Source organism: Fibrobacter sp. UWB4, from assembly GCF_002210345.1.
Taxonomy (GTDB): domain Bacteria; phylum Fibrobacterota; class Fibrobacteria; order Fibrobacterales; family Fibrobacteraceae; genus Fibrobacter.
The window spans coordinates 78,763-91,712 of sequence record NZ_MWQI01000009.1 but is presented as its reverse complement, the minus strand read 5'-3'; the positions used below and the strand labels follow the sequence as shown (position 1 = coordinate 91,712).

General features: G+C 51.2%; 9 protein-coding genes. 1 reads left to right on the top strand and 8 read right to left on the bottom strand.

The window, feature by feature from the left end; translation table 11 throughout:
* The 7 genes from B7990_RS12650 to B7990_RS12620 form a co-directional block, all read right to left on the bottom strand.
* A complete protein-coding gene (locus tag B7990_RS12650) occupies positions 1-891 on the bottom strand; it encodes a formylglycine-generating enzyme family protein (RefSeq protein ID WP_254917525.1) in 891 nt (296 codons plus the stop codon).
* A gap of 21 nt (positions 892-912) precedes the next feature.
* On the bottom strand, positions 913-4,341 hold the full coding sequence (locus B7990_RS12645) for a hypothetical protein (RefSeq protein WP_088641279.1): 3,429 nt from the start codon (positions 4,339-4,341) through the stop codon (positions 913-915).
* Positions 4,342-4,450: 109 nt separating this feature from the next.
* Positions 4,451-5,227 (bottom strand): hypothetical protein, encoded by a 777-nt coding sequence (locus B7990_RS12640; RefSeq protein WP_088641278.1) that lies wholly within the window; start codon positions 5,225-5,227, stop codon positions 4,451-4,453.
* Positions 5,228-5,233: 6 nt separating this feature from the next.
* Positions 5,234-7,147, bottom strand: coding sequence for a hypothetical protein (locus B7990_RS12635; RefSeq protein ID WP_088641277.1), 1,914 nt, complete (start codon positions 7,145-7,147; stop codon positions 5,234-5,236).
* A 20-nt stretch (positions 7,148-7,167) separates the two neighbouring features.
* A complete protein-coding gene (locus B7990_RS12630; RefSeq protein WP_088641276.1) occupies positions 7,168-7,929 on the bottom strand; it encodes a PASTA domain-containing protein in 762 nt (253 codons plus the stop codon).
* 15 nt (positions 7,930-7,944) lie between these two features.
* Positions 7,945-8,655, bottom strand: coding sequence for a Crp/Fnr family transcriptional regulator (locus B7990_RS12625; protein ID WP_088641275.1), 711 nt, complete (start codon positions 8,653-8,655; stop codon positions 7,945-7,947).
* Positions 8,656-8,677: 22 nt separating this feature from the next.
* Positions 8,678-9,961, bottom strand: coding sequence for an adenylosuccinate synthase (locus B7990_RS12620; RefSeq protein ID WP_088641274.1), 1,284 nt, complete (start codon positions 9,959-9,961; stop codon positions 8,678-8,680).
* Positions 9,962-10,257: 296 nt separating this feature from the next.
* Here B7990_RS12620 and B7990_RS12615 point away from each other — a divergent pair, with 296 nt between their 5' ends.
* Positions 10,258-10,692: a hypothetical protein gene (locus B7990_RS12615; RefSeq protein ID WP_141099283.1), complete on the top strand. Its 435-nt coding sequence runs from the start codon at positions 10,258-10,260 to the stop codon at positions 10,690-10,692.
* 119 nt (positions 10,693-10,811) lie between these two features.
* On the opposite strand, the gene dacB is transcribed toward B7990_RS12615, so the two are convergent.
* Positions 10,812-12,950 carry a D-alanyl-D-alanine carboxypeptidase/D-alanyl-D-alanine-endopeptidase gene (gene dacB, locus B7990_RS12610; protein ID WP_088641272.1) on the bottom strand — a complete coding sequence of 713 codons (2,139 nt, stop codon included), beginning with the start codon at positions 12,948-12,950 and terminating at the stop codon, positions 10,812-10,814.

Sequence of the window (12,950 nt, the reverse complement as noted above, 5' to 3'; positions counted from 1 at the left end):
TTAAAAACCGGTAGAATAGACCAGTCTAAAGCCAAGAGTCGTCTTTGAGCGGGCCGGATCCAACCATTCACGTTCTTTCGGCGCCAACGCCGTTACCTTGTCCGACCAGCCACCGCCACGCACTATGCGGTATTCGCCTGTCTTAGGGCCGGTATAGTTATCGCTTTCTTTTTTCGGATAAGCGTCATACCAGTCATTTACCCATTCGGCAACGTTACCAGCCATGTCATAAAGTCCATAGGCGTTCGGCGTTTTTTGAGCCACTTCATCTGGACCGGAATTTTGTCCGTAATAGGCGTACTTGGAGGCCACATCCTTGTCCCAGTAATAGGTTGTAGTCGTTTTGCCACGGGCCGCAATTTCCCATTCATTTTCAGTCGGAAGCCTTATGGACGCCACTGAATACCTGATGCTCAGATCCTTCAAAACAGAATCTGCGGTAATGGACTTGTAGACATAAGCCGTATCAAGCCCGGCAAGCTTCGAAAATTCATTGCAGAAGAGCGCCGCACGATACCAGTTCACGTCAGAAACGGCCCTTTCGTCACCGGCCTTTGACTGCTTGGGCAGTCCGCCCATGACAAATTCATAAACCTTTTGCGTAACCTCGGTCGTTGCTATGCTAAACGAATTTACACCAAATGAATTCACGCCACGGGTAATCGTCGACTTGGGAATTTTCACCCAGTCAAACATGCCAAAAACCGTAGGGTCGATATCCGGAGCCTTGACGCTCGAAGATGATTTTGAATCCGAGCTAGACTTGCTACCACTATCTGTGTCTATGGGAAACACCTGCTTCCCTTCAACAGCGTCACCGCTGGCCGTACATGCCACAAACGTCATGAATGCAAACGGCATGCAAAGCGATATCAGATGTCTCAAACGCATAACTAGCTCCATGTTCAGGAATTAACGGACAACGCCCACGCGATAAAGCTTCTGCTTTGTCTTGCCACTTTCGAACTTGACTTTAAGCCGGGCCGTATAAATGTCACTGCCGAGACTACGCAGGTCCAGATTAGCCTGGTTCTTGCCAGCAATGCCATCCGGGATGTTCGTCTTGAACACGCACAAGCCAGTGATATCGTACAGTTCAAGCTTAATCGATTGCGGTTTTGCGCCAAGTTCCATACGGACCTTCGCATCTCCGCCACGCACCGGGTTCGGGTAAATGAAGAAGTCCTTGATTTCGTCTTTTGCCTTTACCGCATCAACGTCGGGAAGCCTGGAAGCATCGAAGAACCCAGTGCGTTCGTTGCCGCCTGCCGGGAGCGCCCATGCTGCAGCTGCCTTTTCGGCACCGTCAGATGCCTTGTCCAGGCGGTACGCCGTTACATTATTTCTGTGGAACGCATAGATTTCAGGGCCTTTGGATTCCTTGACACCATCAGCAACAAAAATACTCATCGGTATGTTCTGTTGCAGGGAATCCGTCATTTCAAAGCTGCCAGCCGCAATCGGGAAGCGCTCAGAAATGCGCTTGCCCTTGCCTGTGTACGCATAAACAAGCCCATCGCTCGACGGCACGAGAATTTCAGGAATCTTATCGCCCGAGACATCGACAAGCAACGGATCGCTATGGAAAGCAGCAACAGGAGTACCACGGTTGATCGTCACCGGGAAACCGTCTACCGGAATGCCAAAACGGTCAAGCGCGTAAACGAGATTGTCGCCGAGAAACACGATTTCAGGATAGCCATCATCATTGATATCGCCAAGAGCGATGCCGGAGAGTTCATCCCTGAGACCGCTCTTGCCGGCAGAACCGCGCCTATAGACGTATGTCCATGCAACAGGCTGTTCACCACCTTCGCTAAGTTTGACACTTGCAACCGTTCCGCGGCTGCCAAGCACAACCGCTTCAACAGTACCATCGCGGTCCAGGTCCGTACAGGCAACACGGAACACTTCGCCTTTCGCAGCCTTCACCTGCGCCGTGCCCGCCTTATGATTGCTAAAGCTCGGCTTCACTTCAGGCTTATTCTCAAGCGTAAACTTGCGCATGAAGATTTTGCCTTCTTCGCCTACAACAACACCATAGAAATCTTTCTTGTCCACCTTGCAAAGAGCCAAATCCTGCGGATGCAAGCCCTCTGTCGATGTAAACGAGCGCGACATGTCATCGGCCAGATTCACCGTCCAGAATCCCGAATCCGATGCAAAGAAGAGGTGAGAATTTGCAACAACCGGGCCAGCCTCAACGGACTTGATTGCCGGAGCGCCCGAAACAGACTTCTTCAGATCCATCACATCCGATATCGGAACACCGGCATTGAACGAGGTTCGTACAAGCTTGTCCTTATGCAACGAGTATACGCGTTCTCCATCGCCTGCAATTCCGACGAGCGGACCATATCCAGCCCCCACGCGATACAGCGGGATTTCCCGTTTTGCGCCGTTTCGCGTAAGAGACTTCTGCGTCACCACCGTATCTGCCGTGAAAAGCGTATCGCCAAGAGTGTTCATCGCCTGGAGCGTTCCATCTTCGGAGGCAAACACGATCGCCTTGCCCGTCTCGTCATCTTCGTAATTGACAAACACGGCACCGCGCACCGCATTTGCAAGCCCGACATTTTTCGGGAACTTCGATTTCTCGATGCTGCCGTCATCGACGCTAATCGTCACGCGAATTATGGGAGCCGCAAAATTCAGGACGCTATCGCCCATGAAAGCATTCGCCGTCTTTTCGACACGAGCCTTCTTCGGAACCTCCACAGAAATCTTGATACCTGTATAACCGCCTTGCGTTGTCGCCGTATTGGCATAACCATCCGGAGAAATCGTCATCACCGTATCCGTAGGCTTCTTCGTTTTCGAATAGCGTACATGCGGAAGCAAGTCCGAACCGCTACCGAAATCGTAGGCATCTTCGCCAATCGCGTTCTTGAAAGTCTTGCCAATGCTCAGGACCCCGTCGGATTCCACAAGCGAAAGCCCATACTGATGATCACGAAGGTCATCGCCAAGCCAGAGGTTTGCGGCCCCAGCCGGCAATGATTCGCGCAAGAACCAGTCATTCACCTTCCACACGGCAATACCGCTTGCAGGGAGTGCGGCATCAAAGCTGCTCACGCCAAGCACAAGGCCCTTCGCCTTTTTCTTGTTCGGTACGCATTTGCCCTTTGTGCAAACACTGTCTTCAAAAACGGTATTCAAGCTATCGACAAGAATAGACCGCAAATCCGTCGTATCGTTGTTCTGCTCCGCTTTGCCGAGGTAAACCTCCACATAGCCATCCTTGTCCCAAGAACGCTGACGGTTTTCTATCAGGATGTATTCACTAGCGCTCAAGGCGACTTTCACGATTTCAGTCCCGAGGCCGCTACCCGCAGCAGCAATATCAACCGACACCGGATGGCCCGCCGTGGGGCGCACTTCCTTGACCTGGGACCAGCCCATGTAAGCGCGTTCCCAAGCCGCAGGAAGCACCGGGAAGAACCCGTTGCCCGCATTATAACCTGCAAAGTCCATCATATCGAAATAACCTAAACGGGATATCCCCTTGACTGCATCGTACGTATTGGGCATTCCAATTTCGCGCCCAATCTGGTTCACCACGATACCGTTAATTCCCCAGTTGAGTCCATCCTGAGATGCCGTTTCGCTCACGACCATAACCGTCCGGAGCGTGTCAATAGAGGCCCCCTTCAGCACAAGCCCATTGTCTACAGAATCCTTCGCAATCACAACTTCCGGAAGCGTATCCGGCAAGAAAGACCAGAAAGCCCTGGAAATATAGGCGTCAAACATGTCGCCTGGAGTATTGGCCCCCTTCATCCCCATGCTGCCACCATCAAGGAGGCTGCTTGCGCCCGCATGGGCAATCATAAACGCACGCTTTGTATTCGGGTTTTTCGAAAGCGGAACCTTAAACGGAGATTTGCCAGAGTTATGGGCTTTCATTACAGCATCGTACACAAAGCGCAAGTAATCGCGGCTGCGGGCCTCATCAAACTCAGCCGTCTTTTCGCCTTTCATCTTCTGGGTACGGTTGTAGTCTATCATCGTCTTATCAAGCTCGTAGGCCGTTCCATCCTCAGGGAAGATCGTCGAACGGATGACAAGCGTACCACCGCTTGCCGCCTGATAATAGGAGTTCGCAAAATCTAGATGCTTTCTCCAATAATGCTTATTCCCTCGACTACCGGAAGGATCCAGATTGTATGTGGCCGTGTCAGTGTCAAAAGGTCCCGTACCCGTTGTAAGCGAGTTGTCGGGAGACTCCTTTTTAAACTGCACACGCAGCACGAAAACTTCAAGCGTGTCCACCGCATGCGCAAAAGACGCAAAACAGAGGACCCCCAAAAACAATGCGAAAAACTTGGCATTTAACTTCATGATTATAATTTATAAAAGTAGGAAGTAGGAAGTAGGAAGTAGGAAGGAAAAAGTTACTAGTTATTGGTTACTAGTCAATAGTCATTAGTCAATAGTTATTAGTCAATAGTTATTGCCCACCGATGCGCTGATAGGCTCTCGGGATATTGAGGCGCCAGGTTCCTGTACCAAAAGGCTTGCCTCGGGAAACGCGCCTAACGCGCAGTTCGAGGAATGCTTCCGATTCACGGACAAACGAAATATTCGAGGGCGTCTTCACTCCAGAGAATTCTTTGTACTCTTCAATGTTTAACCTTTCTGTTTTGCCGTCACGGCCAAGCGTTTCAAGCCAGAGAACTTCCCCATTTTTTTCGGCATAGATGTAATGGCGAGTCATGGCATCACGAGCTTCGTGAATTTTTACAACAGCGGAATCAGAACTCACGGAATCGCGCACAGAAATTTCTTCGAGACCTTCGGGCAGCACCTTCCCGTCAAAAAGCCCAGCGACTTGATGAATATGCACCAGCGGGAGCGACGGATCATTAAAGAGTCCTACCATGTATCCCGCACCTTCCATGAACATTTTCTCCGTCGGGAAAACCATCTGCCAGCGTTCAGGCAACCAGAGGAGCGAGGCAACGCCTATGCCGAGAGAACCCGTGAGTTCCATACGATAGCGCTTATTCGGAACAGAAAACAGGACTGCATCCAGGTCGTGAGACTTTCCATCAGGCGAATGAATGGTAAGCGAAAATATAGCCTTCAGGCTGTCTGCTGGGACCGGATCCTTTAATGTAACCGGGTCCGTAGCCGGCTTTCCGCCGGTACAGCCCGTCAAAAAGAATGCGAGACAAAGAAGTAAAAGAAGTTCCCGCCATAAGGCGCCGTACTTAGCCACGGTCATAAGAACCTACTTCTTTTTGCCAAAGAACTTCAAGGCGGCAGGATGCTTCGGGTTCAGCTTCAACAGCTTCCTGTAAGACTTCCTGGCTTCCTTTTTCAGGCCAAGAGCTTCCTGGATGGCCGCCATATGTTCCCAGAACACGTCATCACGGCTCATCTTCTTATTGTCGATCAACTGCATCGCCTGGTAAGCCTCGTCAAAGCGGCCCAAGCGGTACAGGCCCCAAGCCTTGGAATCCAGGTAGGCATCTTTCGCTTCGCCGTCCTTTTCAATAACAAGGGCATCGAGTACAAGCTTGTAGCCCTTCTCGACTTCTGCGACCGACCGGTTGATTTCAATAAGCGAATAGCCGTAATAATTCAGCATCGAGGCAAACTCATGCGGAGAAAAATCCTTCTGTTTCAGCAAGAAGTCGAAATGGCGGAAAGATTCATCGTAGCGCTTGAGGCGTTCCAGATTCATGGCCATGGAAAGGCGCACCCGATTATAGGAGGAGTCCTTTGCAAAGAACGTTTCAAGCATGACCTCGGCCCTGCTGCGATTATCAAGGGCACGGGCTTTCTTTGCAGAATCTGCGCGCACGTCTTTTTCGAAATCCAAAGCTTCACCGATGAGCGCTCTTGAATAAATGTCGAGCACCTGCAAATACTTGATCTGCGCTTCATTTTGCAGCTGAACCAGATTCGCAGAATCGACAACACCCGGAAGGGGCTTCCACGTCTCCCAGAATTTCATGAGGGAATCGAGCAAGGGGAACGCCTTGTCGTACTTGTCGGCAAGCGCATACACAGAAGCAAGCAGCATCCGCGTATCTCCGTTCGACACGGAATCGGACTTTTCGGCGTACTTGATCGCTTCGGCATAATTCTGTTCGCTCGCAAAAATGTTCACAAGCCCAAGGTAAGCGCGGTTTGCATATTTCGGCTGGCCCTGCAACTTATCGACGGACTGCAGCAAATGCACTTTTGCGCTGTCGCGCATGTCGATGTCATATTCGTACTGGCCGATAAAACACAAGACGGCAGGCGTCTTAACGCCATCTTCAAAGTACTTCTTCCGCGCAAACGCATAGGCGCTATCTCCCGGCAATGACGAAAGCACCATGATCGTCATTTCTTCGTCTTCGGGTTTTGCGCTCGTGAGCGTATCTACAACGGCTCTGGCTTCCTTAAAGCGCTTCATGGCCATAAGGCCGCGAACTTTTTGCAAAAGCATCTGCTTGTCGCCAGTCGCTTCATGGGCCTTGCCAAAAAGATCTACAACAGCGGAGTCCTTCCCCATGTCTAGGAGGAGCGAAAGCTGGCGCTGGAACAACGTAGAGATATAATTGACCTTCGGCAAAAGAATATCATAAACGCGGACAAGTTCCTTTTCATCGCGGGCAGCTTCGAGGAACAGGCTGTAATCATAAAGGAGTGCCATGTCCTGATAGCGCGAGGAATCCAACCCCATCACAAAATACTTGCGGCTCGAATCCGCTTCGCCAGCCTTCACGTAAAGACGAGCGAGCAACGCATACTGCGCAGCCGTACGCTTACCCTTGAGCCGAGAAGCCTTCTTCGCTTCGACGAGAGCCAAGGAATCTTCGCCGGCAATCACCAGACGTTCGGCAACGCCAAAGCCTAAGTAACGGCTCGTCGGGTCGGCCTTGTAAGCCTGCTTCCAGAAGAAATCGGCCTCACGCTGGTCGCCACGCATTTCCATGTTCTTGGCAAGGAAGAAAAATTCATGGGCCGCTTCAAGGTCCACCTCGACCTTGGGCGTTTCCTTCTTGGATTCGACAACCTTCTGGATGAGGGCGGAATCCGAAGATGTCAAAGTCTTGGGGCTTGCATCAGCCTTTTTTGCAGGTGCAGAAGAACAAGCGCTCAGAGCCGCCATTCCCAAAGAAAGCATCCACGAAAAAAAGACACGACGCATCAAAAGCTCCCGAAACAGTTCTAGTCAGCAATAATAAAGTTTACGCGCGAACCCGGTTTCAGATAGTCGCCGTACTTCGGAGACGTCTCGATAACAGAACCAGGACGAGCGCCATCTTCACTCTTCTGACGCTTAATGGAACCCACCTTGAAACCAAGCTTATCCATTTGCGGATAAACTTCGTCCATCAGGATGCCTTCAAAATTGGGGAGCAGAATTCTACCGGTCGTAGCGCCAGCCGAAATCACGACCTTCACCGTATCGCCAACACGGACCGTATCCCCTGCAAGCGGGATGGTACGGATCACGGCACCACGCGGGATGCTCTGGTGAGCGCCCTGGACCGTGCCTCCGTTGACAAGTCCTGCACGGGCAAGCGAAATATCAGCCTGCTTTTGGCTCTTGCCGCGCAAATCCGGGATAACAACCTTGCGCAGTCCAAGGCTCTTCGTGAGTCTCACCGTGCGGCCAATCTTTGCCGTGCGTCCAGCCTTCGGCATCTGCACAAGCACCATGCCCGCAGGCACCTGGGAGCTGTAGCGGCCTTCGCTGACCCATTCGACCTTAAAACCAGCCTCAGTCAAAGCCGCTTCCGCAGCCTTTTCCGTCATGCCTTCGAGATTCGGCACCTTGCCCGTACTGGCGAAAGCCCCTGCAAATGCAGGCATCAAAAGCTTATCGACCATAAAGACAAGCGCAATTACAACAACAATCCAAATGACGAAAGCCTTGAAAATGGCGGTCTGTCTAACCTTGTTCCAAAGCGACTTTATTTTATTCATAACAAATTCTTGGGTTTAGCCCTTAGTAGCTTTTTCTTGGAGCGCATCTTCGTCAAAAATGACGATATCCTTGCCGGTCATCGCAATAGCATTCGCTCTCACCAGCATGGAACAAATACGGCTCACCGTTTCGCGGGTCGTTCCAGACATATCGGCAAGCTGCTGCTGCGTCGGGCGATTGTGAATAACAGTCACCATGTTTCCGTTGTCTGTATGGATACGAACACCACGTTCTTGCATCAAATTCAAAAGCGTTCCCGCCACTCGGCCAGACACAGACATTGTAGACAAGGAACCAATCTGCTTATTCGCCTTGCGGAGCCTCTTGCAAAGTTCGCTCATGAGAGCCATTGCAATTTCAGGAGTCTTGCGGATGAGGCTGAGGAACGATTCACGGTGGATGACGAGCAACTTCGCGTCGGTCACCGTACGGACGGAGGCGGATCGGGGTTCGCCGTCAATCAGCGACATTTCCCCGAAAAAGTCCCCGCGTTCAAGGAAAGACAAAATGGTTTCACGACCATCGATGCCAGTCATATAGACCTGCACGGATCCAGAAGCGATTAAGTACAAAGCCTGTACAGAATCGTCTCCTTCCAGGACCACAGTCTCATCACGATTGTAGTTCTTGACGATCACCAGATTAGCAATCATCCCCAACTGTTCTTCGTTTAATTCCGAGAAGAGTTCAACGCCCTTCAACAAATCGACTGTGGATGTTTCCATTTTATCTTCCCCTTTTCTTTATTTAGTCCAGATCAACGATGATACTCTGGTCGCGCTTGGCACCGATAGAGATCATACCGATCTTCACGCCAACAAGTTCGGCCATGCGGTCGAGATACTTGCGAGCGTTAGCCGGCAACTCTTCGAGCTTGCGGCACTTGGTGGTATCGCACTTCCAGCCCGGCATTTCTTCGTAAACCGGCACACAACGTCCGACCTTGGAAAGCTGGTTCGGGAAGTTTTCGATCTTTTCGCCATCGCATTCGTAGTGAGTGCAGATCTTGATCGTGTCGAAGGTATCGAGCACGTCGAGCTTGGTGATAGCGAGGTGCGTGAGACCGTTCACCACGGCAGCCTTGCGGACCACCGGAGCGTCGAACCAACCGCAGCGGCGGTTACGACCAGTCGTTGCACCGTATTCGTTACCGATCTTGCGGAGCGTGTCGCCCGTTTCGTCCAAAAGTTCGGTCGGGAACGGACCGTTACCCACGCGGGTCGTGTAAGCCTTGACGACACCGACAACCTGGTCGATAGCCGTGGGGCCAATGCCTGCACCGCAGCTTGCGTAACCGGCAACCGTGTTGCTGGAGGTCACGAACGGGTAGGTTCCCTGGTCCACGTCGAGGATAGTGCCCTGAGCACCTTCGAACACGAGGCGCTTGCCTTCCTTGACTGCCTTGTAGAGCATTTCGCTCACGTCGGCGACGAACGGCTTGATCTTCTGACCGAGTTCGAGGTAGTCCTTGATGACCACTTCCGGATCGATTTCAGGAACGTCGTACATCACCTTGAATTCTTCGTTGTGAACCTTGGCCATGGCTTCGACACGCGGACGGAGTTCGCGTTCGTCCATGAGGTCACCCACGCGCACACCAATGCGGTTCACCTTGTCGCTATAGCACGGACCGATACCGCGCCCCGTAGTACCGATAGCAGCCTTGCCGGCCTTCTTTTCCTTGGCCTTGTCCAAGGTGGAATGGTACGGGAGCACGACGTGTGCGTTGTTAGCGATGAACAGACGGCCTTCCGGGTTGATGCCCTTCGTGTGGAGGTCCGCAATTTCGTTCAGAGTCTGGATCGGATCGAGCACGACGCCGTTACCGATGACGCAAATCTTGTCCGGGTGCATAATGCCCGAGGGAATAAGGTGGAAGACGAACTTCTTGTCGCCAACTTCCACAGTGTGACCGGCGTTAGCGCCGCCCTGGAAACGCACGATAATATCTGCATCGAGCGTTAAGAAATCTACAACCTTGGCTTTTCCTTCGTCGCCCCACTGGGAGCCGATAACAACACGATTTGCCATAATTCCTTCGTTTTAATTCTTTGACAATCGAAACGGTTGCCCCAAGGTACCTCCCTGGAGCCCTTTTTCGCCATAAAGATAGTAAGTATGTTTTTTAGGAAAAAAGAGCTTCGCTATAAAAACGCAAAAAAAAGGTCTATTATGCGGGAGGGGCCCCAGCTCGGAGTTGACGCCTACGGCGTCAGCGGCTTCACTCGGTTATGCCGGTCTGCAAGCAGCCCGTCGCAACACTCGTTTTGCGCGCTACTGCGAAGAAAATACCTTGGCCGACGCTAGAGTCTTACTACTTTTTACATATGCCAGAAGAAATTACATCGCAAATCAAGAGGCTCGCGCCGCTTCTCGAAGAGGATTCGGACGTTTTCCGCGAACTTTCAACATTTTTCGGCGAAGGCGCCAAAATCGAAATGCACCGTGATGACCTTTCCAAGTTCCTTCAGGACAACAGGACCTTTGAAGTCGTGCGCGTGAGCGGCAAGAGCTACAAGGACTGTGTTTACGAACTTGTGGACAACTATCCCGAAATGATGGACGCGATTGGTATGCTGCGCTACTACAAGGCGCCCGCCGGGAAAATCAAATGGGAAGAAGTCGAAGCAGCCGAAATTGCGATGGGCAACGAACTCACGACAAACGCCTACGGGTGGGCGCCCGACGCATGGACAATTTTCGAATCCAGCGATACCGAGCACAGCCTTGTCGCCATCGTCGCACTAGATTCTCTGCTGTAGACACCTTCGGTGCAGTTACTAGATACTAGTTAAGAGTTACTAGAGATTTACATATTATGGCGTTCTAGTAACTAGTAACTCAGAACTCTTAACTAGAATATCTTTGTCCGCAATTCAAACTAATGCTGTATAAACTTGAAGAAGGTAACACCAGGCACTTTGCGGGTCTGCAAGTATTCTGCAAGCGGAACTTCCAGAACCTGTTTCTTTTGCGATGAGGCGTGGCGCAGCACCGGCTTTTGCCCCGGATAATAAATTACAAATCCCGTGTGCGTGAGGTCAATATTTTCTGACGATCCGACAATTCCCATTCCAAGGACCTTCATCGCGCCCTTGTACGTCTTATTCGCCATTTCAACAGCCTTTTCCAGTGGCACATAGCGGACCTTGACCGGTGTCTCCTTGCCCGTGTATTTGACGTTGTGATTCTTGAAGAACTCCTTCTTGGGCATCGTGCGTGTCACAGAAACTTCGCCTTCCATCGGGATGACTTTCGCATACTTGCCTTCGCCGACCCAATCGTCAAGCAGGTAATGCTTTCGTGTAAGGTAGCTTACCTTGCCGCCCTTGTAGCGAAGCCGCTGCAACTGACGATACAGAGACTTTTCGCTTTTCGACATCGCAAGCGCGACAACTTGCTCCAGGTACGTCACGCAATCCACGGAGTCTAGATAAACTAACGGTTTATCTTCAACCGGGTCCAAATGGCCTTCGCCCATCGGGCCAAGCTTATAAGGCGTTCCCAAGAGCATTTTCGAGAAGTGGTCCAAGCGCTTGTTGAGGCCGGAAACGCCCTGAGCATCGAGCCACAGCGTCTTCATCTTCAAAAGAGAGTTGTAATTGTTGTTCGTGTAGCCAATAAGGCGCATCCAAAGCGTATCAAGAACATCCTTGCTCTTGCAGTCCGGATTGGTATTCGTGCCATTCAAATACATCGCCGCCGTCAGCGTGTCGCCATCCATCGTATAGATATAGCCCACCAGCGCATGGACTTCTGCAATGTAGCCCGTCTTGAACCGCGTAAGCCACGGAGCTTCCAAATTCATCATGCGCTTAGCACCAGAGCCAACGCCGGGACTTGCAAAACTATTGATGTAATATTCGCCATTCGGATGTCGCGCCATCTTCGCAAGCATTTTCGTAACCGTAGAGGGCTTCACCTTGTTCTCGGGAGAAAGGCCGCTGCCATCCCAGACATCGAAATCTGTCGGATTGAGGTTCATCTCCAAAAGGAACTTGCGTTCGGCCTTACGGCCACCTTCAACACTGCCCTCGCCTGAAATCTGCGCACCAAGATTTCTCAAAAGCGTTTCGGCATGCAAATTCTGGCTACGCTGATTGATTTCATCGAGAAAGCTCAGCAGTGGCGCCGCCGAGAACGAGAACTTCCCGAGTTCCGTTTCTGATGCGACAGAATTGCTTTCTTTAAATACGATCCCGCGATTCTTGAGCGCATACATGAAAGCGGCCCTAAAGTATCCAATCGGATTGCGAATCGGAAGCACCATGCTTGCAGAATCGACATCTTCGCCAATCGTTCCGCCAAGGGTAATCACGGACTTTACAGGGTCGATTCCATAGACCCACTTTTTCTTATGCCCCTTCACCGTCTTCAAGTTATTGATAACTTTAACGTATCCGACATCGGGCTGTATCGACACGACTGCCGTGTCACCGCGAAAATATCCCGGCCAAAAACGGATCGTCACACAGTTATCGTTGAATCCAAGCGGGCCGATTTCGGCACCATACCAGGAATCATAAAAATTCCGGCGCCAGTTTTCGGCTTTCCACGGTCCCGTATAATAGCTCGTGTCCAGATCAATTCGACCGACAATGGTATCGATTCCCATCGCACGCACGGAATCCACCATCGCATTCAGCATGTAAAACGGATCATCGTAATATCTCGCCGAAAAGTTCGGATCGCCTTCGCCACGAATTTTAAGGGAACCCGTAAGCGTATTCTTTTCAATATCGCCAAGAACAGTAACTTCTGTTTTGGGTTCATAGTCCAGCGGCAAAAAATGGATAGCGGCTGCCGTCGTCAAGGTCTTGAGCGTACTTGCCGGAGTGAAGAACTCATTACCATTCACATTCCCTATTTCTTTGCCCATTTTAACAGAACGGACAGACATTCCAAAGGTCGTCCCCGGCAAAAGCGAATCGACGTAGCTTTTATACGGAGCGACATTCACGTGCGCAAAAACAGGTGCTACAAGAAACAGCAACAATACAGCTTTAAACAACTTATTCAT

What these genes read in the sequence shown, in the direction of transcription:
- B7990_RS12640 (WP_088641278.1), bottom strand. Translation starts at nt 5,227, where the DNA reads ATGACCGTGGCTAAGTACGGCGCCTTATGGCGGGAACTTCTTTTACTT.
- B7990_RS12645 (WP_088641279.1), bottom strand. Translation starts at nt 4,341, where the DNA reads ATGAAGTTAAATGCCAAGTTTTTCGCATTGTTTTTGGGGGTCCTCTGT.
- B7990_RS12620 (WP_088641274.1), bottom strand. Translation starts at nt 9,961, where the DNA reads ATGGCAAATCGTGTTGTTATCGGCTCCCAGTGGGGCGACGAAGGAAAA.
- B7990_RS12635 (WP_088641277.1), bottom strand. Translation starts at nt 7,147, where the DNA reads ATGCGTCGTGTCTTTTTTTCGTGGATGCTTTCTTTGGGAATGGCGGCT.
- B7990_RS12650 (WP_254917525.1), bottom strand. Translation starts at nt 891, where the DNA reads ATGCGTTTGAGACATCTGATATCGCTTTGCATGCCGTTTGCATTCATG.
- B7990_RS12625 (WP_088641275.1), bottom strand. Translation starts at nt 8,655, where the DNA reads ATGGAAACATCCACAGTCGATTTGTTGAAGGGCGTTGAACTCTTCTCG.
- B7990_RS12630 (WP_088641276.1), bottom strand. Translation starts at nt 7,929, where the DNA reads ATGAATAAAATAAAGTCGCTTTGGAACAAGGTTAGACAGACCGCCATT.
- B7990_RS12615 (WP_141099283.1), top strand. Translation starts at nt 10,258, where the DNA reads ATGCCAGAAGAAATTACATCGCAAATCAAGAGGCTCGCGCCGCTTCTC.
- dacB (WP_088641272.1), bottom strand. Translation starts at nt 12,950, where the DNA reads ATGAATAAGTTGTTTAAAGCTGTATTGTTGCTGTTTCTTGTAGCACCT.